The 20,240-nt window shown below is 63.7% G+C and carries 16 protein-coding genes and 1 pseudogene; 8 read left to right on the forward strand and 9 right to left on the reverse strand.

The features are described 5' to 3' along the window. Nucleotides 1–5 precede the first annotated feature (5 nt). On the reverse strand, nucleotides 6–983 hold the full coding sequence (locus EGJ09_RS13925; protein ID WP_125924185.1) for a bifunctional MaoC family dehydratase N-terminal/OB-fold nucleic acid binding domain-containing protein: 978 nt from the start codon (nucleotides 981–983) through the stop codon (nucleotides 6–8). A gap of 56 nt (nucleotides 984–1,039) precedes the next feature. Then, nucleotides 1,040–1,825 carry an SDR family oxidoreductase gene (locus EGJ09_RS13930; protein WP_125924186.1) on the reverse strand — a complete coding sequence of 262 codons (786 nt, stop codon included), beginning with the start codon at nucleotides 1,823–1,825 and terminating at the stop codon, nucleotides 1,040–1,042. Between the two features lie 149 nt (nucleotides 1,826–1,974). On the opposite strand from EGJ09_RS13930, the gene EGJ09_RS13935 reads away from it, so the two are divergent. Continuing rightward, nucleotides 1,975–2,760, forward strand: coding sequence for an enoyl-CoA hydratase (locus tag EGJ09_RS13935; RefSeq protein ID WP_125924187.1), 786 nt, complete (start codon nucleotides 1,975–1,977; stop codon nucleotides 2,758–2,760). Between the two features lie 78 nt (nucleotides 2,761–2,838). Here the strand turns inward: EGJ09_RS13935 and EGJ09_RS13940 are convergent, their stop codons facing one another. The 7 genes from EGJ09_RS13940 to EGJ09_RS13970 form a co-directional block, all read right to left on the reverse strand. Then, nucleotides 2,839–4,485, reverse strand: coding sequence for a FadD3 family acyl-CoA ligase (locus tag EGJ09_RS13940; protein ID WP_125924188.1), 1,647 nt, complete (start codon nucleotides 4,483–4,485; stop codon nucleotides 2,839–2,841). A gap of 22 nt (nucleotides 4,486–4,507) precedes the next feature. Next, complete coding sequence (locus tag EGJ09_RS13945) at nucleotides 4,508–5,536, reverse strand: ferredoxin--NADP reductase (RefSeq protein WP_125924189.1); 1,029 nt, start codon at nucleotides 5,534–5,536, stop codon at nucleotides 4,508–4,510. Then, nucleotides 5,533–7,227, reverse strand: coding sequence for an FAD-binding protein (locus EGJ09_RS13950; RefSeq protein WP_125924190.1), 1,695 nt, complete (start codon nucleotides 7,225–7,227; stop codon nucleotides 5,533–5,535). The genes EGJ09_RS13945 and EGJ09_RS13950 overlap by 4 nt, the downstream gene beginning before the upstream one ends. Nucleotides 7,228–7,236: 9 nt before the next feature. Next, nucleotides 7,237–8,946, reverse strand: a complete 1,710-nt coding sequence (locus EGJ09_RS13955; protein WP_125924191.1) for an FAD-dependent oxidoreductase — start codon at nucleotides 8,944–8,946, stop codon at nucleotides 7,237–7,239. A gap of 72 nt (nucleotides 8,947–9,018) precedes the next feature. Continuing rightward, the gene (locus tag EGJ09_RS13960) at nucleotides 9,019–10,206 is read right to left on the reverse strand and encodes an acyl-CoA dehydrogenase family protein (RefSeq protein ID WP_125924192.1); all 1,188 of its coding nucleotides are present in this window, start codon (nucleotides 10,204–10,206) and stop codon (nucleotides 9,019–9,021) included. A gap of 132 nt (nucleotides 10,207–10,338) precedes the next feature. Next, the gene (locus tag EGJ09_RS13965; RefSeq protein ID WP_125924193.1) at nucleotides 10,339–11,934 is read right to left on the reverse strand and encodes an amidase; all 1,596 of its coding nucleotides are present in this window, start codon (nucleotides 11,932–11,934) and stop codon (nucleotides 10,339–10,341) included. Nucleotides 11,935–11,996: 62 nt separating this feature from the next. Then, nucleotides 11,997–13,433 (reverse strand): aldehyde dehydrogenase family protein, encoded by a 1,437-nt coding sequence (locus EGJ09_RS13970; protein WP_125924194.1) that lies wholly within the window; start codon nucleotides 13,431–13,433, stop codon nucleotides 11,997–11,999. Nucleotides 13,434–13,650: 217 nt separating this feature from the next. Here EGJ09_RS13970 and EGJ09_RS13975 point away from each other — a divergent pair, with 217 nt between their 5' ends. From EGJ09_RS13975 to EGJ09_RS14005, 7 genes and pseudogenes are all read left to right on the forward strand, one after another. After that, on the forward strand, nucleotides 13,651–14,631 hold the full coding sequence (locus tag EGJ09_RS13975) for a flavin reductase (RefSeq protein ID WP_125924195.1): 981 nt from the start codon (nucleotides 13,651–13,653) through the stop codon (nucleotides 14,629–14,631). A gap of 42 nt (nucleotides 14,632–14,673) precedes the next feature. Further along, on the forward strand, nucleotides 14,674–15,447 hold the full coding sequence (locus EGJ09_RS13980; RefSeq protein WP_125924196.1) for a glucose 1-dehydrogenase: 774 nt from the start codon (nucleotides 14,674–14,676) through the stop codon (nucleotides 15,445–15,447). 68 nt (nucleotides 15,448–15,515) lie between these two features. Continuing rightward, nucleotides 15,516–16,307 carry a fumarylacetoacetate hydrolase family protein gene (locus EGJ09_RS13985; RefSeq protein WP_125924197.1) on the forward strand — a complete coding sequence of 264 codons (792 nt, stop codon included), beginning with the start codon at nucleotides 15,516–15,518 and terminating at the stop codon, nucleotides 16,305–16,307. 36 nt (nucleotides 16,308–16,343) lie between these two features. Further along, entirely contained in the window at nucleotides 16,344–17,273 is a 930-nt protein-coding gene (locus tag EGJ09_RS13990; protein WP_125924198.1) for an acetaldehyde dehydrogenase (acetylating), read from the forward strand. A gap of 10 nt (nucleotides 17,274–17,283) precedes the next feature. Beyond that, nucleotides 17,284–18,315 carry a 4-hydroxy-2-oxovalerate aldolase gene (gene dmpG / locus EGJ09_RS13995; RefSeq protein WP_125924199.1) on the forward strand — a complete coding sequence of 344 codons (1,032 nt, stop codon included), beginning with the start codon at nucleotides 17,284–17,286 and terminating at the stop codon, nucleotides 18,313–18,315. 67 nt (nucleotides 18,316–18,382) lie between these two features. After that, nucleotides 18,383–19,708 (forward strand): MFS transporter, encoded by a 1,326-nt coding sequence (locus EGJ09_RS14000; RefSeq protein WP_125924200.1) that lies wholly within the window; start codon nucleotides 18,383–18,385, stop codon nucleotides 19,706–19,708. Nucleotides 19,709–19,839: 131 nt separating this feature from the next. Continuing rightward, nucleotides 19,840–20,240: pseudogene (locus EGJ09_RS14005) on the forward strand (electron transfer flavoprotein subunit beta/FixA family protein); the annotation flags it as partial.

The following is a 20,240-nucleotide window of genomic DNA, read 5'->3' on the forward strand; positions in this document are numbered from 1 at the left end:
ACCCCCTACTCTGCCGCTGGACGGAACATCGGCAGCGCCAGGTCGTCGTCAAAGGTCTGAAACTCGACCTCCACACGCTGGCCAATGCTGATGTCTTCACGCTTGACGCCAACCAGGCCGGCGATCAGGCGTACGCCCTCGTCCAGTTCGATCAGACCGATCGGGTTGGGGTGATCGAACGGTGCCACTTGCGGGTAGTGCATCACCACAAAGGAGTACAACCGGCCCTTGCCGCTGACGTGCTGGGTGTCCCAGTCGAAGCAATGGCACTGGATGCACACCGGTGCCGGCGGGTGGCGCAAGGTGCTGCACTGGGTACAGCGCTGGATCAACAGCTTGCCTTCCTTGCAGCCGTCCCAGAAAAACCGCGTGTCGTCGCTGACACCGGGCGCCGGACGCTTGGCTTGCACCGGCTCGGCCACGCCCAGGGGCGGCGCCTGGACCTTGTGTGCGTTGGCCGGGCGGAACTTGAACACCCGGAACAACAGCTCGCCGACTTTTTCGTCGCCCGTGACCTGCTGCGAGAAGTAACTCATCACCAGGGTGACAAAAAAGCCGGTGCCAAGGCCGGTGGTCTTTTCCTCGCCGACCGAGTCCAGGCGCGTGGTGTAGTAGAGCTTTTCGCCCAGGCGCAGGTTGCGTTCGAAGGTCAGCTCCGAGTTCACCGCCACCACCGACGGGTAGCCGTAGCTTTCGATCACACCCAGCACTTCATAGGGGTTTTCGGTGGTCGAGCCAGGCGCGTAGTTATTGATGTGAAAGCCTTCCATGCACCAGATCTGCAGCATGGGTGGCGGTGCGATGATGCCGTCATTGCAGCTGCTGGCAGCTGCCACGGGGTCGGTGTAGAGCGGGTTTTCAAGGCCGATGACTTCGCACCACTGGCGAATCATTGGCGCGTTGACGTCGTCCCAGGCGTTCACACGGCCGTATTGGCGCCCAACCAGGGCGCGCACTTTGGATAGCAATTCTGGATCAGCCAAGTTCGTCTCCTGCGTGTTCAAAGCGGCGCCCGCAACGCAACGCCGAGGTGGGTCGATCAGTGCGGGGCAACCTGCGCCGCACCGAGATAAGCCGGGCGTTCACCACCGCCATGCAGCAACAGGTTGCAACCGCTGGCGTAAGTGGCCAGCGGTGAAGCGATATAGAGGCAGGCATTGCCGATGTCCTCGGGCACCGCCATGCGCCCGGCCGGGATACCGGCGCTGACCGCAGCGATGCCTTGCTCGTCGCCATAGTGCAGATGGGCAAGCTCGGTGCGCACCAGGCCCGGGCTTACCGCCACTACCCGTACCTTTGGCGCCCACTCCGCTGCCAGCGACTGCACCAGGGCCAACACGCCGGCCTTGGCCGCGCCGTAGGCCGCGGTGCCTGGCGAGGCGCGCAGGCCGCTGATGCTGCCAATGAACACGATGCAACCGCCGTCGGCCTGGGCCTGCATCAGCAGGTTGGCTTGCTGGGCGACATTGAGCGGCGCAATCAGGTTGAGACGGATAATCCCCTCATGAAAACGCGGCGAGGCGCTGCCGGCGTCGGCCGAGGGGCTGCCGCCGGCGTTGTTGACCAGCACATCGAGGCGGCCGTAGTCGATGCGGATGCGGTCAAACAGGCCTTGCAAGGAAGCCTGGTCGCGTACGTCGGCAGCGATGAAGTCTGCCTGTGCCTGTGCCACGCTCGGCAAATGCTCGGGCAGGTTGCGCCCACACACGATCACCTTGGCCCCGGCGGCCAGAAAGCTGCGGGCAATGCCGGCGCCAACTCCCTTGGTTCCACCGGTGACCAATACCACCTTGCCGTTGTAATCCAGCCCCGAGTGACCACTCATGGCACGCTCCTCATGCTTGTGTTGAGGGCCACTCTAGGGACAAAACCGCTCGGCCACGTCGTCTGAACGGACGATGAAGCGCGGCGCCGCGCTGGCAACAATCCGCGCAACGGCGCCCGCTCTGCGGTGCCTACTGCCAGAGGTTGATCATGTCCGACTCACTTACCGCGCCGGTGCTGCTGGAGTACCCGGCCCCAGGTGTCGCCCTGGTGCGGCTCAACCGCCCGCACGCCACCAATGCCCTGAGCCTGGAGTTGCAGGCGCTGCTGTCGCACTACTTCAGTGAGCTGGGGAGCAACCCTGATGTGCGCTGCATTCTGCTGACCGGCGGTGACAAGGTGTTTGCCGCCGGGGGCGATATCAACAGCCTGGCCGGGGTGGGGCCGATCGATATCTATCAGCGCCATACCGAGCGGGTCTGGGCGCCGATCCAGCACTGCCCCAAGCCTGTGATCGCGGCGGTGTGCGGTTACGCCTATGGCGGTGGCTGCGAGCTGGCGATGCTCGCCGATATCATCGTTGCCGGGCAGAGTGCACGCTTCTGCCAGCCGGAAATCAGGATTGGGATCATGCCCGGGATTGGCGGCACCCAGCGCTTGGTGCGGGCGGTAGGCAAGGCCAAGGCGATGCGGATGGCGCTGACCGGTCAGCCGATCACGGCTGAGGAGGCGTGGATTTCGGGGCTGGTCAGTGAAGTGGTGGCCGATGATCAGGTGCTCGCTCACGGTTTGAAGTTGGCGCAGGTGGTTGCGGCAATGCCGCCGCTGGCGGCCGAGCAGATCAAAGAGGTGATTCTTGCGGGGATGGATGCGCCGCTGGAAGCGGGTTTGGCGCTGGAGCGCAAGGCCAATGCATTGCTGTTTGCCTCACGTGATCAGAAGGAAGGCATGCAGGCATTCATTGACAAGCGGCCTGCCCGGTTTGAAGGGCACTGATTGGGGGTGGTGGCCCAGCCTAAAGGAACGCGCCAGGGGCCCTGCGCTGAGCTTTGGCCCCTCGCTGCTGCGTCGCTATTAGGACCTCATCGCGTGCCCCGCCCGCCCCCCAGCCTGCAGAACCGCTTCACGCAGCTCACCCTTGACCACCTTGTTCGAGGCATTCACCGGTAGCGATTCGAAGAACCGGACCTGTCGCGGCACTTTGTAGTTGGCCATGCGCTCTCTGGCCCAGGCGATCAGCGACGGCTCATCCAGCTGCTGGCCGGCACGCACTACCACGCAGGCACACCCCACCTCCCCCATGCGCTCATCCGCAACCCCTATCACCGCTACCTGCGCGATGGCCGGGTGTTCGATCAAACCCGCCTCGATCTCTGCTGGATAGCAGTTAAAGCCACCGACGATGAACATGTCCTTGAGCCGGTCGGTAATCTGCAGGTTGCCATGCACATCCAGGTTGCCGATATCGCCAGTGTGCAGCCAACCCTCGGCATCAATGGCCTGCGCCGTCGCTTGCGGGTCATTGAAATAACCGCGCATCACATGAAAACCGCGCAGGCAGATTTCCCCTGATGCGCCCGTGGCGACCGGTTGGTTATCCGCCGAACGGATGCACACTTCGGTGCCTTCGATGGCACGGCCACTGGTGCCGGCAACAATGTCGGCGGGGTCATCCGGGTTGCAGATGGTCGCCAGGCCGCCACACTCAGTCAGCCCATAGGCGGTGGTCACCACGTCTACCCCAAGCTCCCGGCGCATGCGCTCGATCAGCACCGGCGGGATCGTCGATGAACCGGTCACGGCGATGCGCAAGCTCGACAAGTCAGTCTCGGCCAGGCGCGGGTGGGCCAGCATCGACAAGTACAGCGTCGGTGGCCCTGGCAGTACGCTGATGCGCTCGGCGGCAATGCGCTGGAACACAGCTTCGGCATCGAAGACCGCATGCGGCAGGATGGTCGCGCCGGCCAGAAGGCAGGTCAGCCAACCGGCCTTGTAGCCAAAGGCATGAAAAAACGGGTTGATGATCAGGTAACGGTCACCCGGCTGCAAGCCAATGACCCGTACATATTCGTTGTAGGCCCGCAGGTTCTGCCCGTGGGCACTCATCACACCCTTGGGCTTGCCTGTGGTGCCGGAGGTGAACAGCAAGTCGGACAAGTCTCGCGGGCCCACCGCCACCGCACGCTGGCGGGCTTGCAGCTCACTGACAGACTTGCCCTTGGCGAGAAAGCCGGCCCAATCCAGGTCGCCGGCCAACTCTGCCTGCCGTGTACCAAACACCACCAGCTGTTCCAGGCTGGCAGGGCGCAGCGGCGCCAGCATGGCCGGGTAGTCCAGCCCCAGAAATACCCCTTGCATCAACAGCACGCGCGACTGGCTGCGCGCCAGGATATCGGCCGCCTCGGCGCCTTTCATGCGGGTATTGATCGGCACCAGCACAGCCCCCGCACAATGTACGCCCAGGGCAGCGACCACCCAGTCGCGGCAATTGGGTGCCCAGATCGCCACGCGGTCGCCCGCCTCGATCCCCAGCGCCATCAGGCTACGGCAGACACCCAGTGCCAACGCAGGCAAATCCCGGTAATCGGTGGCAATGCCGTCTTCCTCGATCGCTGCCCGCCCGGCAAAGCGTTCGGCACTGGCGAACAACAAGGCAGGAATCGACAAAGGCACCAGGTTCCAGGCATGCACGCTGCCCGGTAATGCTGAACATGCAGTCATAGTGACAAACTCGGCAATCGGGTTATTCGGGAAAGAGCACCCGCAGGTGCTCGCTGCGGGCCAGGGACTGGCAAGCCAGCGTCCAGCCCTGGTCTATCTCCTGCTGGTCAAGGGCATCGTTGCGCAACATCTGCACCTCGCCACTTTCGATCGTGCACATACAGGTGGCACAGGAGCCGACCAGACAAGAACTTGGCGGGCTCAGGCCGGCCCGGCGCATGGCATCGAGCAGGGTTTCGCCTTCGGCGCAGGGCACCTCGAACTCTTCACCGTCCAGGCGCACCGAAAGCTGGCTGCTCGGGCGGCTGGTATCGACGGCTGCCGGCACTGCGACCTCGCCCTCTTCGGGCAGCGAGACGAAGCGCTCGACATGTACCTGCGCACTGGCCATGCCTAACGACTGCAGGGCTGCGACGGCAGCATCCATGAACGGTCCTGGGCCGCAGATAAACGCCTCGGCGCTGAGGAACGGGCGCGCCAGCTCCGCCAACTGGCTGACCGACGCAATGCCCTGCACCGAGTCGAGCCAGTGGATCACTTGCAGCCGCTGAGGGTGCGCACTGGCCAGGGCCTTGAGCTGGTCACGGAATATCACCGACGCTTCGTCGCGGTTGGCGTAGATCAGCAGAATACGCCCAGTGCCCGCCAACAGCGCCGAGCGCAGGATGGACAGCACCGGGGTTATGCCACTGCCGCCGCCAAACAGCAGCAGGTCGGTGTCCAGCTGGCGCGGCACAAACACCCCGGCCGGCGCCAGTACCTGCAAGGTATCGCCTGCTTGCACAGCATCGCAGAGCCAGTTCGAGGCGCGCCCGTCGCGCACCCGTTTGATCGTGACCCGCAAGGGCTCGTCAAGCAGTGGCGTGCTCGACAGTGAATAACAACGCGGCAACCACCCCCCCTGGTGAGGCACACGCAGGGTCAGGAACTGCCCAGGTCGATAACGCAAGCGCTCGGTTAACGTTTCTGGCAGCTCGAACTCCAGGGAGCGGCTGTCGGCGGTCTCTTCAATCACGCGGGTCACACGTACTGACAGGTAATCCAGGCTCATATCAATTGCTCGCTGGGTTCGATTTCGACGTCTGCCCTGGCCGCCGTCAGCGACCGCCCGGCTCGTCGCCCGGAAAACACACAATCGGCCAGCGACAGGCCGCTGACGTACAAATGGCAAGGAATGCCGATGGCGGTACGCCCGGCAGCGTACAAGCCGGGGATCGGCAGGCCTTGAGCGCCCAGCACCGCGCCGCTGTCTTCATTGACCTTGAGGCCGCCCAGGGTCAACGCCCCGAGGGGGAACAGGGGGTTGCTGACGGAAATGTCACAGGCATAGTACGGGCCCTGATCAAGTACCTGACGGCTGCCTTGCGACTTGCCGAAGGCATCCTCGGCGTCCCCCCGGGCGGCTGTGTTGTAGGCGTGTAGTGCGCTGCGCAATACATCGGCACGCATGCCCGTGGCCTGGGCCAACTGTTCGATGCTCTGGCCCTTGCGCACACCACGCAGCATCAGCAGCAATGCCGGCAAGCTCTGGAACCACCAGTAACCGTCGAAAAGTGCTTGCTTGATCGACTGCTTGCGCAGGCGTGCGTCCAGCACCAGCCAGGCCTTGCCGCTCTGCTCTTCACACAGCGGCTGGCCCAGGGTGGCGCCGTAGACTTCTTCGTTGACGAAGCGCTGGCCCAGGGTATTGACCACAATGCCCTTGGGCCAGCACAACGGTGGGTTGATAAAGCGCCATGCCGACACCCGCTGCAAGCGATCGCTGACCCCACCGACACTCACGCCCAGGCGCAGGCCACTGCCATCGCAGCCGGTTGCGCCGACTTTGAAGTTGCGGCGAAACTTCGGTGCATGCTCGCTGACCATCTCGCGGTTGAAGATGAAGCCACCGGTGCTCAGCACCACCCCTTGCCTGGCGCGCACCAGCCGCGGCCGGGCAAAGTCGAGTTCCAGCTGGCGCACGCGTTTGCGCAAGGTGTCGCAGTAGCGTGGGGCAAAGTTTTGCAGGCGTTCGGCACGCGCCGCCCATTTGGCATGCAACCGCGCCTGGGCACTACCGGCCGGCAGGCACCACAGCTCCACGCCGACTACCCTGCCGGTGTAATCGCTCACCAGGCGCCGGGCAGCGGACTGAAGTTGCGGCCGCACGCCGTTGCGCAGGCAAGCCGCCTTGAGGTGCGCGTACAACACCGCGCCACATTGGCCCTTGCCTACCGTGCGATGGCCACGCGGCGCCGGAGGTAAATCACTACGGTGCGACGGCACCAACTCATTGCCGGAGTAATAGAGAAACTGGCCATCGGCTGGATAGGAGGTTTTACCGCCAGGCGGCATGCTGTGGGCATAAGGCACACCATGGCCCTCCAGCCAGGCCAGGTTGGCGGCACTGTCCTGGCAAAAACGCTGCAAGGTGGCATCGGCGACCACCCCCTGGGTTTCGTGCTTGAGGTAGGCGAACATCGCCTCGGGCGTATCGCTGAAACCAGCGGCCTGCTGCTGGCGGGTGCCACCGCCGGCGTAGACCACTCCACCGCTCTTGGCACTGGCTCCGCCGCCGGTGAAGCGGTCGGCGACCAGCACGTCGGCGCCCTGGGCGCGGGCCTCAAGGGCAGCACAGGCGCCGGCCGCCCCCCAACCGATCACCAGCACATCACAGTGGTCATCCCAGTGCAGGGTGTCGGCATCGGGCACCTGCAACGCCGGCTGGATATCGGTACACGTCGATTTGACAGCGGCTGGCATGGCACCTCCTCAACGATTGGCAGCAATGTGATGGGCCGCGATATAGCCGAACGTCATGGCCGGGCCCAAGGTCCCGCCTGCACCGGGGTAACTGGTGCCCATGACCGACGCCGAGCAGTTGCCAATGGCATACAGGCCGGGAATTACCTCACCGTCCTGGCTCACAACCTGTGCGTGTTCGTTGGTCAATAGCCCACCTTTGGTGCCGATATCGCCAGCGTCCAGGCGCATCGCGTAGTACGGCCCCTTGCTCAGGGGCGCCAGGCACGGATTGGGTTTCACGTTGCTGTCGCCGTAGTAGCGGTCGAACACGTTGCCGCCACGGCCAAAGTCGGCATCGACGCCGCTGCGGGCGTAGGCGTTCATCTGCTGCACGGTCTGCTCGAGCCCTGCGCGGTCGACACCGATCTGCGCCGCTAGCGCCGCCAGGCTGTCAGCCTTGAAGTACACGGCATTGAGCCATTCTTTACGCAGGCGGCTGTCGGGCATGACCTGGGCCGGCATCAACGGACCCATGGCGTAGTTGAAGCGAAAATGGCCATCGAAGATCACCCAGGATGGGATCGACTTGCCACCGGTGTGCTGGTTGTCGCGGTACATGGCGTCGACAAACTCCAGGTACGGCGCCGCCTCGTTGACAAAGCGCCGGCCCAGGCTGTTGACCACGATGGCGCCGGGGAACGCCCGCTCGGCAAATACCCCACGGGGTTTCTCTTCGCCGGGCACGGTAATGGTCGGTGCCCACCAGGCCCAATCCATCAGGGCGGTCGCCGCGCCCAGTTCCATACCGGCTTGCAACGCTGCACCGGTGTTGTTGCCCGGCGGCGTGGCGCTCCAGTCGCGCAGGGTTGGCTGCGGTAGATAGCGCTCGCGCAAAGCCTGGTTCTGCTCAAAGCCACCGGAGCCGAAGATCACCGCATGGCGGGCATGCAGCTGCAGCGTCTGCCCGTCACGACAGACCTGCATGCCAATGACCCGGTCATTGTCGGTGATCAGGTGCTGGAAATCGGTGTTCAACCACAGCGGAATGTTGCGGTCCATCAACGAGCGACGCAACGAGGCAACCAGCGAACTGCCCAAGGCGGCGCGGCGGTCGCGCCGGCTCTTGCGGCGCCATTTGAAGTCGAGCTTGTAGCGCAGCATCAGGCCGAGAATCAGCAGGCGCCAGCCAAAAGAGCGCGACATGGCCTTGTGCGCGTGCCGGGCAGTCCAGGCGATGCGCCCCATCAGCAGTGTCGAGGGTGACGGTGTGCGCAGGTTGGCCAGCTCATCACCGAGCAGGCTGGTGTCGAACAGTTCCGGGTCCAGGGTGCGACCACCGGCCAGTGAGCCTGGCAGTTGCGGATAGTAGTCCGGGTACTTTGCCGCCACGGCGTAACGCACATGGCTGTTGTCCACCAGGGCCCGGATCATCTGCGGCGCGTGCTTGACGTAGGCACGCAAGCGCTTGTCATCGCCATGCTCGCCGGTGGCGGCCTTGAGGTACTGCAGGGCCAGCTCGACACTGTCGCGGCCACCTTTGGCGGCGAAGTAATGGTTATTGGGAATCCAGATGCCACCGCCGGAAATCGCCGACGTACCGCCGAACTTGTCGCTTTTCTCGACAACCAGTACCGATAGACCCTGTTCGGCAGCAAACAGCGCCGAGGTCATCGCACCGGCACCGGAGCCGACGACGATCACGTCGTAGTGTGAAACAGGCTGAGCGTTAGCTGTCATTGTTGTTGTGCCTTGGCTGTGATCGGAAATATCCCGGCGTGCCGGCCAGGGGTGCGCAGGCCCGGGCACGGCTCATACGTAAGGATCAGGGTTGGGCAGGCCCAGTTGCACCGCGCCAAGGCTGCGGCTGAAGGCCATGTAGTTGTTGGCGATATGCCCACGCGCCTGGTGCAGGTCGCGGAACAGGCGCGCCACCGGGTTGGTGTTGTACAGCCCGGAAGCGGCCATGCAGCGCAGCAGTTCGTTGACCTTCTCGGCGCAGATATTGGTGACATACGACGATTGGTAGCGGTACAGCAGGCGGGTTTCCACGTCCGGGTACTCGCCCGCTTCGGCCAGCGTCATCAGGTGCGCGTAGTTGCGCTCCAGCACCAGCCGCAGGCTGTCGACGATGATAGTCGCCTCCGCTACGGTGGTTTGCGCCACCGGATCATCAGCGGTTTTCATGCCGTGCTTGCCGATGTGCGCCGCGGCATTGGCGCGAAATTCGTTGATCGCCCCCTGCAACGCACCGATGGCCGATGAGGACACCGCGCGAGTGAACACCTGGGCGAAAGGAATGGCATAGATCGGGTTAGTGTTGACCTGACGGCCGGGCGTCGCTTCTAGCGTGCAGTTGTTGGTGCGCTGCACCCGGTGTGCCGGCACGAAGGCATCTTCGACGACGATATCGTGACTGCCGGTGCCGCGCAGGCCCAGCACGTCCCAGTTGTGCTCGATACGGTAGTCGCTGCGCGGGATCAGGAAGGTGCCGTGCTCCGCTGCCTGGTCGCCATCGGCGGGCAGCACTCCGCCGAGGAAGCACCATTGGCAGTGTTCGCTACCGCTGGAAAAGCCCCAGCGGCCGCTGATGCGATAGCCGCCTTCAACCACGGTTACCTTGGCCACGGGCATGTAGGTGGACGAGATCAGGGTGGTATGGTCCTGGCCCCATACATCGCGCTGGGCCTCGATCGGGTAACGCGCCAGCTGCCAGGGGTGTACGCCCATCACGCCATAAATCCACGCCGTGGACATGCAACCTTCGGCGAGGATCATCTGGATTTCGAAAAAAGTCCGCGGATCGACTTCGTAGCCGCCGAACGCACGGGGTTGCAGGGCCCGCAACAAGCCGGCCTGTTGCAGTTCGAAGATCGTCTCGTCAGGTACCCGGAACTCGCGGTCAGCGCGCGCGGTGCGGCTTTTGAGGGCGGGCACCAGGCGCCTGGCGTGTTCAAGCAGTTCGATTTCTTCCCGCGTTTTTACTCGCATGCTGTCCATCCGTTCGTTCTCCCAATCTCGTTGCGCGGTTGCGCGAGTCTTGGTTGATGATCGAATGCAGCAGGCGAATATTCATCGTCAAAGCGGACTAGAGAAACGCGGTACGGCGCCGTCCCTGGCGCCTTTTCAGGCTCAGATCGCGGCGCGCCTGGCGGCCCACGGGCGGTCCTGTTCCAGCTGCGAGGCCAGGCGCAGCAGCACGTCTTCACCGCCAAGGCGAGCGGTGAACATCATGCCCACCGGCAGGCCGCTTTCACTCATGCCCAGCGGCAAGGAAATGGCCGGTTGGCCGCTGACGTTGGCCAGCACGGTGAACGCGGCACTGCCCATGGCCTTGCGGGCATAACTTTCATAAGGCTGGTTGAGCGAGAGCTCGCCCAAGGCCGGTGTCAGGCTGGCGGTGACCGGCGAGAGGATCACATCAAAACGCTCGAACTGCTGTTCCATGGCCATGCTGATGTCTTCGAACGCATGCCGGGCACGCACCACGCCCTCACCTGTGGCCTTCGCTGCACGCTCCAGCACACCAAAGGTGATGATTTCCAGGTCCTGCGGCCCCAACGCGCGGCCCAGGGCTTTTTCCCGGTCGTTTACCGTGACCAGCAACGCGTTGCCGATGGCCACGCCGTGGGCGCCGAACAGCTGCTGGGCCTGAATTGGCAAGCGCAGCTCTTCCACCTCGTGGCCAAGGCCCAGCAGTTGCTTGACGGTGTCCTCCAGCACCTTGGCAATCGCCGGGTCCAGCGGCGCCCCGGTCAGCGATTCGCGCACCAGCGCGACCCGCAAACGGCCCGGATCACGGCCCAGTTCCTCGACGTAGGGACGCACCAGCGGTTGGCTCCAGTACGGGCTACCCAGTTCGTGACCCTGCCCGGCATCGAGAAACAACGCAGTATCGCGCACGCTGTGCGAAACCATGTTGGCGACACTGGCACCAAACGAGCCTTCAAGGCGTGCCGGCCCGCTCGGCGTGCGATAGCGTGTCGGCTTGAGGCCGACCAGCCCGCAGTAGGACGCCGGGATCCGGATCGAGCCGCCACCGTCGGTGGCATGGGCGACCGGGACGATACCGGCGGCCACCGCCGCGGCAGAACCACCGGACGAGCCACCCGCGCTCAACGCCAGATTCCAGGGGTTGCGGGTCTGCCCCCATGCCAGCGACTCGGTGGTAGTGGTCAGGCCGAACTCCGGGCTGGTGGCTTTACCGAAAGGCACTGCCCCGGCGGCTTCATAACGGCGGATCAAGGTGCTGGTAACGCTCGACGGTGGCGCATCCTTGAACAGCCGGCTGCCATTGCTGGTGGTCGTGCCTTGCAGGTAGGTGTTCAGGTCCTTGAGCAGGATTGGCACGCCTGCCAGCGAGCCCTGGGTCAGGGTTCCGGCCTTCTGCCTGGCCGCCAGCAACGCGCGGGCATAATCGTCATGGCGCATGTTGACTGCGTTGATCTTCGGGTTGACCAGGTCACAACGGGCAAATGCTGCGCCGAGCAAGTCTTCGGCACTGAAGTGACCGGCCTGCAAGCCCTTGGCCATGGCCCAGGCATCCAGCCCAAGGTAGTCGCTGGCCGACAATCCGCCAGCGGCCCGGGCATCGGCAAAGCGCCCCAGCAACCCGACGCCCAGCGCCACCGCGCCGGCCTTGAGGACCTGACGTCGTGGCCATCCGTCAGCGGCGTCGGCACCCGCCGCGGCAAGCGTGTCGGCCAGTGGCAATGCGTTTTTTTCCATGTGCAGAATCCCGTTTTTTATTGTGTCTGTTCGATTCGCTCAGCGCGCACCGGCTACCCCGGTCAGTCCGGGGTGATCTGCGCTTTCATCGCGGCCAGGAAGTATTCGCTGTACGGCGGCAGCAGGCCCCATTCGCCGCGCGGGTCATGCTCGGGCGCCTTGAGTACGGTGCGCAGGTGGCTGAACTCGATAAAGCCTTCGCGACCGTGATAGTGCCCCATGCCAGACCCGCCGACACCACCGAACGGGGCATCATGCAAGGCGGCATGCATCATCACATCGTTGAGGGTGACCCCGCCCGACAGGGTGTGCTCCAGCACATGGCGCTGCTCCTCGGCGTCGTTGCCAAAGTAGTAAAGGGCCAGAGGCCGCGGGCGGCCGTTGATCTGGGCGATGACCTGGTCAACGTCATCGTAGGGCAGCACCACCATTGCCGGGCCGAAGATCTCCTCATGCAGGATCAGGCTGTCATGGGGCGGGTCGATCACCAGCTGCAACGGTCGACGGCGGTTCTGCTCATCAGCCGCCTGCGCGTAGGGCAGGCTCACTACCCGGGCACCGGCTTGCAGTGCCTGCTGAACCAGCTTTTCAACACGGGACAGGTGCTGGGCATTGACCACCGCGATCACGTCCGGGTTGTCGCTCACCTCAGGGATGAACTGGCGGTAAGCGCTGGCAAAGGCGTCGAGAAAGCTTTCCAGCTGCTCGCGTGGCACGTAGACCAGGTCCGGGTTGATGCAGACCTGGCCACTGTTGGTGGTTTTGGAAAGCGCAACACGAAAGGCTGCAGTGCCCAGATCGGCGCTGCGCGCGACGATGACCGGCGACTTCCCGCCCAGTTCCAGCGTCAACGGCACCAGGTGCTCTGCCGCATTGCGCATCACTGATTTGGCCACTGCAGTACTGCCGGTGAACACCAAGTGGTCGAATGGCTGTGCGGTAAAGGCCTGGGCCAGGTCGACACCACCGGTGACGACAGCCACTTCGAGCGGATCGAACAGCTCGGCAAACAGCTTCGCCACCAGCGCAGCGGTGCGTGGCACCACCTCCGAAGGTTTGAGAATCGCCCGGTTACCCGCCGCCAGCGCCGAACCCAGCGGGCTGAGCAAGGTATACAGCGGGGCATTCCAGGTCCCCAGAATGCCCACTGTACCCTTGGGCTGGTACATCACCCAGGCTTCGGCACCCAGCTGATCGTAGGGGCTGAAGACGGGCCGCGGCTCATCCTGCATCCAGCCTTCGAGGTGGTCGCGCGCGTGCTTGAGCGAACCGAGCGAACCCAGCACGTCATTCATCAGCGAGAAACCCTGAGGGCGGCCGCCGAAGTCGGCATCCATCGCCTCGGCCAGCGCTTCATGGTGGGCCACCAGCATATCGATCACCCGCTGGATCCGCGCGCCGCGCTGCACGGCAGTGACGGCTCCTTGGGCGTTGAACGCGGCCTTTTGTTCACGCAGCAAGGCCGACAGCGTGTCGACGGAAGAATTTGCACAACTCATTGGTGCCTCCTCAACTGAACAAGGGCCAGCATGTCGCCTCTGTGCCCACCATGGCCGTCTTTGCACGACGCCCTGCCCCGCAAACTAGCCGCAGACTCCGCAAACCGCCTCGTCCAAGTGGACGATCGAGCCAAAAACGTTAGTCCGTTGAGACGATGTAAAGCCCCGTGGCGCTGGGGATACTGCCAGCACGCACACTCATTCCATGAGGCCCATCATGGCAACGCCCGCCTGTTTCGACCCTCAAGCGTTTCGCGCCGCGCTCGGCACCTTTACCACGGGAGTGACCATCATCACTACCCAGGCCGAAGATGGCTCGCCGGTTGGCATCACCGCCAACAGTTTCAACTCGGTCTCGCTCAACCCACCGCTGGTGCTCTGGAGCCTGTCCAAGAATGCCCGCAGTCTGCCGGTGTTCAGCGGTGGTCGCCACTGGAACGTGCATGTTTTGTCGACCGAACAGGAATCCCTGTCCGGACGTTTTGCCCGCCAAGGTGAAGACAAGTTTTCCGAAATCCAGCTCGACAGCGGCATCAGCGAGGCACCGTTGCTGCAAGACTGTACGGCGCGCTTCCAATGCCGCACGGCCTTCCAGTATGAAGGCGGCGACCACGTCATCTTCGTCGGCGAAGTACTCGCCTTCGACCATAGCGACCGAGCGCCGCTGGCCTTCCAGAGTGGCCAGTACGCCCTGGCAATGCGCAAGCCGCGCAACGAGCTGCGCCTGGCAACGACCCCGCCACCGCCCGAGTGCAGTTACACCGAGGACTTGCTCGGCTACCTGCTCGGACGCTCGCACTACCAGATGCTGTTTGCACTGCGCCGCCTGCTGAAGAACCAGCAACTCGATGAACACGCGTTCTTCATCCTCTCCACCCTGTGCATACGCGACAACCTGACCCTGGACGAGATCAACGCCTTCGTCGGCTACACCGGTCATGTGGTCAGCGCCACGAGCATGCGTTTTCTCGAACGCCAGAACCTGGTCGCCCGCGAGCTTGATGACGACCAAGTCCGCTATGTGCTGACAGCCGACGGGCGGGAGGCTTCGCTGCAGGAGGTGGCTCTGGCCAAAGCCGTCGAGGAGGACATCTCTGCCCGTCTTGGCGCCGGTGACAGCCAGGCACTCAAGGTATTGCTCAAGCGCCTGATCGCCACTTCCGACCCAGGCTTGCCAGACCTGTGGGCGCCGCGTTGAGCACTGTGACTTCCCTGAACCATTAGAACAACAAGGACAGCCATGAGCATTCTGCAACGCTTCAACCTCACTGGCAGTGTTGCCATTGTCACCGGCAGCGGCCGTGGCATCGGTCGTGCCATTGCTCTGGCCTTCGCCGATGCCGGCGCGGATGTGGTCTGTAGCGCCCGTTCGCTGGCAGATGTCGAGGCCGTCGCCGAAGAGGTGCGCAGCCGAGGGCGGCGCGCCCTGGCCTTGAGCTGCGATGTCACCGACAGCGAACAGCGCAGCGCCCTGGTCGCCAACGCCGCCGAACAGCTGGGGCGCATTACCCATCTGGTCAACAACGCCGGCGGCGGCGGCCCCAACGACCCCTTGAAGATGAGCCCGCAAGACTTCGAGCAGGTATTGAGTTTCAACGTCAGCGCCGCCTACGCCCTTTCACAGCTGTGCGTGCCACTGATGCGCGACGCCGGGGGCGGCAACATCATCAACATCACCTCGGTCGCTGCCCGTTACGCCCAGCGCCACTTCAGCGCCTACGGCACCGCCAAGGCTGCGCTGACACACCTGACGCGCCTGCTGGCACAAGAGTTCGCGCCGCAGATCCGGGTCAATGCGGTGGCGCCTGGGCCGGTCCTGACCGACGCCCTGGCCGGGGTCATGCCCGAGGCCATGCGCAAGACAATGGAAAGCAACACCCCGCTCAAATGCCTGGGTCAGCCAGAGGACATCGCCGCCGCTGCCCTGTACCTGGCCAGCCCCGCCTCGGCCTGGGTTACCGGCAAGATCATCGATGTCGATGGCGGCGCCGATTCCAGTGTCTGGCCGGGCTGAGCCCTTGTTGCCGGGCGTGCCTGGAGGTGGCCCGGTCTTTGATCCACTTGCCAAAGAGCGATCTCCCTATGGATGCGCAGCTGATTGAAACACTGGGCGACGAGCTGTTCCACGCCCTGAACGCACGCCAAAGCCTGCCACCGCTGACCCAACGTCACCCGGCAATCAGCCTTGATGACGCCTACCGGATTTCCCTGCGGTTTCTGGCACGTCGCGAAGCGCTGGGCGAGCAAGTGATCGGCAAGAAAATCGGGGTTACCAGCCGCGCCGTGCAAGAAATGCTCGATGTGCATCAGCCGGATTTTGGTTTTCTAACCGACCGCATGCAGGTCGCCGATGGCAGCGACGTCAGCTTTGCTACCCACCATCTGGTACAGCCACGGGCCGAAGGCGAGATAGCCTTTGTACTGGGCGAAGACCTGCAAGGTACCGACATCAGTGCCGACGATGTGCTGGCGGCCAGCGAGTGGGTACTGCCCTGCTTCGAGATTGTCGACTCGCGTATCGAGAACTGGCAGATCCGCATTCAGGACACCGTTGCCGACAACGCTTCCTGCGGCGTTTTCGCCTTGGGCCAGCAGCGCGTCGATCCGCGTGAACTGGACCTGGCCAAGGTCCAGTTGCACCTGTTCAAGAACGGGCAGGTGGTGGGTAGCGGCCTGGGCTCGGCGGTGCAAGGCCACCCTTGCGCGTCAGTGGCCTGGCTGGCCAACACCCTGGGCCGATTGGGCATCCCGTTTCGCAAGGGCGAAATCATTCTGTCCGGCGCCCTCGCGCCTCTGGTACCAGTCGCCCCGGGTGACTTCGTCAGCCTGTCGCTGAGCGGCATGGGCGAGATGCACCTGAACTTCGTGCCCTGAGCCTGCGGCCCTTTTCTTCCGATCGAGAACAATGCCATGAGCAAAAAGATCAAATGCGCCCTCATCGGGCCCGGCAACATCGGTACCGACCTGCTGTACAAGCTCAAGCGCAGTGAAGTACTGGACCCCGTCTGGATGGTGGGTATCGATGCCACCTCCGAAGGCCTGGCCCGCGCCGCCGCGCTGGGCCTGAAAACCACAAGCGCGGGCGTCGACGGCCTGCTGCCGCATGTAGTGGAAGACGGCATCCAGATCGCCTTCGATGCCACCTCCGCGTATGTGCATGCCGAGAACAGCCGCAAGCTCAATGCCCTGGGTGTGCTGATGATCGACCTGACTCCGGCAGCCATCGGCCCCTACTGTGTGCCACCGGTCAACCTCAAGCACAACCTTGGCCTGGGCGCGATGAACGTCAACATGGTGACCTGTGGCGGTCAGGCGACCATCCCGCTGGTGGCCGCGGTGTCCAGCGTGCAGCCGGTGGCCTATGCCGAGATCATTGCCACGGCGGCCTCGAAATCGGTCGGCCCGGGCACACGCAAGAACATCGACGAGTTCACCCGCACCACTGCGGCGGCCGTGGAGCAGGTAGGCGGCGCGAAAAAGGGCAAGGCGATCATCATCGTCAACCCCGCCGAGCCGCCGCTGATCATGCGCGACACCGTGCACTGCCTGACCGAAACCGAGCCTGATCAGGCAGCCATCACCGCCGCGATTACCGACATGATCGCGCAAGTCCAGCGCTATGTGCCCGGCTACAAGCTGGTCAACGGCCCGGTGTTCGACGGTAACCGGGTGTCGATTTTCATGGAAGTCGAAGGCCTTGGCGATTATCTGCCCAAATATGCCGGCAACCTCGACATCATGACCGCCGCCGCCGCGCGCACCGCCGAGATGTTCGCCGAAGCCATGCTCAAAGGTGAGCTGACCTTGCGTGCCAGCACCCCACAACCTGCCATCGCCTAAGGAGCGCGCCATGGACCTTCACGGCAAATCCATCACCGTCCACGACATGTGCCTGCGTGACGGCATGCACCCCAAACGCCACCAGATCACCCTGCAGCAAATGAAAGACATTGCCTGTGGCCTCGACGCCGCCGGTGTACCGTTGATCGAGGTGACCCATGGCGATGGCCTGGGTGGCAGTTCTGTGAACTATGGTTTTCCGGCGCACAGCGACGAAGCGTACTTGGCGGCGGTCCTCCCGCTGATGAAAAACGCCAAGGTCTCGGCACTGCTGCTTCCAGGCATCGGCACGGTCGATCACCTGCAGATGGCCTACGAGCTGGGCGTCAACACCATTCGCGTCGCCACCCACTGTACGGAAGCAGACGTGTCCGAACAGCACCTTGGCGCGGCGCGCAAGCTGGGCATGGACACCGTCGGGTTCCTGATGATGGCCCATATGAACAGCCCACAAGGCCTGGTCACCCAGGGCAAGCTGATGGAAAGCTACGGCGCCAATTGCATCTACATCACCGACTCGGCCGGCTACCTGCTACCCCATGACGTCAGCGCGCGGGTTGCGGCGCTGCGTGCAGCGCTAAAGCCCGAGACTGAAATCGGCTTTCATGGCCATCACAACCTGTCGATGGGCGTGTCCAACTCGATCGCGGCCATTGCCGCTGGCGCCACCCGTATCGATGCCGCGTGCGCGGGTTTGGGCGCTGGTGCCGGCAATACCCCCATGGAAGTGCTGGTGGCCGTCTGTGACCGCATGGGCATCGAAACCGGCGTCAGTGTGTTCGGTATCCAGGACGTTGCCGAAGACCTGGTGGTGCCGATCATGGACTTCCCGATCCGTAGCGACCGCGATGCCCTGACCATGGGCTATGCCGGTGTCTACGGCTCGTTCTTGCTGTTTGCCAAGCGTGCCGAGAAAAAGTACGGCGTCCCGGCGCGGGAAATACTTGTCGAGATGGGCCGACGCGGCATGGTCGGCGGGCAGGAAGACATGATCGAAGACACCGCCATGACCCTGGCCAAGCAACGCCAAGCCAGCGCCTGACTGCTTCACGGGGCCCAGGCAAAGCTTGGGCCATTGCCCTCCTCTGCGCTTTGACCGGGAGTCATCCATGAGCAGTCTGCATCCTCAACCCATCGGCTGGCGCAGCCATGGTCTGCTGTTTGTGCTCGCGATGATGTACGCCGATAACTTTGTCGGGCGGCAAATCATTGCCGTGATGATCGAACCGCTCAAACAAGAGTTCGGTGCCAGCGACACCGCCATGGGCCTGGTTTCTGGCCTGGCCTTCGCTGCCGTCTATGTGCTGCTGGGCCTGCCTGCCGGGCGCCTGGCCGATCGCCTGTCACGCACACGCCTGCTCGCCATCACTTGCCTGTTGTGGGCGCTGGCCACCGTAGCCTGCGGCCTGTCCACCAGCTTTGCGATGCTGGTGATCGCGCGCATGGTGGTGGCGGTCTTCGAGTCGCCGAGCACTTCGACCTCGATGTCGATCATCGCCGATATCTACCCGCCGCATCGGCGTTCTTTCGCCATCAGTTGCTACACCGCCGCGCCGACGTTTTCGACCATCATCGCCCTGAGTGCCGGCGCCTGGGTGGTCGACCAATATGGCTGGCGCAGCGCCTTTTTTGCTGTCGCCCTGCCTTCCCTGCTGATCAGTGCGGTGTTTGCCTTTGTGCTGCGCGACCCGGCACGCGGTCGATTCGACCTCCCCCTTAGCCACGCCAGCCAGGCTGCACCGCCCATTCAAAGCCTGCTGGGCAGCGCTCGCGCACTCATGGCGCAACCGGCCTACCGTTGCCTGGTGTTGGCTTGCGGCATCACCACTTTCAGCGCCTACGCCTTTGCCATGTGGAATGCCAGCTTCCTGGTGCGATCCCATGACCTGCCACTGCACTATGCCGGGCTCCTGGCCGGGCTGGTCGGCGGCACTTTTGCCGGGCTAGGGGCCTTGTTCAGTGGTTGGCTGACTGACCGCCTGGTGATCAGGAGCCAGCAGTGGCAAATCGGCATTCCGCTCATCGGTCATGTGCTCGGCAATTGCGCGTTGATCATTTACCTGCTTTGGCCGCGAGACATCCTGCTGTACGCGGGCGCGGTTCCGGTACCCAGCGCGATGCTCTGGTGCGCGCTGGGCAGCTTTTTCTCGGTGTGGTGGGTCGGCCCCTGCTTCTCGTTGTTGACCCAGTTGGTGCCCGCCCACCGCCGGGCGACCGCCGTCGCCCTGCAGACGATCATCTCGACCTTGTGTGGGGTCGGTATCGGCCCATTGGCTACCGGGCTACTGAGCGATGCATTGCTGCCGGTACTAGGGGACGAGTCGCTGCGTTACGCCCTGCTGCTCGTCAGCCTTACCATCGTCATACCGATCGTTCTGCTCTGGCGTACCTATCAGCACCTGACCGCCCACTCGCGGCTTTCCGCCTATGCCTGAAACCTGCGTATTGGCGAAAAAATCGCCGATCAACTAGTTGAAACGGACGATCCACCCGCACATTCCCTACGTTACCGTCATTGTCAGACACCCCCTGCCCCGCGTTCGTATTATCAATGACTGGAGAGCTTATGAGGATACTGGTAAGCGTCAAACGAGTGGTCGACTACAACGTCAAGGTTCGCGTCAAGGCGGACAACTCCGGCGTCGACCTGGCCAACGTCAAGATGGCCATGAACCCCTTCTGCGAAATCGCCATGGAAGAAGCCGTGCGCCTGAAAGAGGCAGGCGTTGCGAGCGAGATCGTCGTCGTCTCCGTCGGCCCGGCCACTGTTCAGGAGCAGCTGCGCACTGCCCTGGCCCTGGGCGCCGACCGTGCCATCCTGGTCGAAGCTGCTGACGAACTCAATTCCCTGGCCGTGGCCAAGGCGCTCAAGGCCGTGGTCGACAAAGAGCAGCCGCAGCTGGTGATCCTCGGCAAGCAGGCCATCGACAGCGACAACAACCAGACCGGCCAGATGCTGGCGGCGCT

The sequence above is a fragment of the Pseudomonas sp. p106 genome (genome assembly GCF_003936645.1).
GTDB lineage: Bacteria > Pseudomonadota > Gammaproteobacteria > Pseudomonadales > Pseudomonadaceae > Aquipseudomonas > Aquipseudomonas putida_E.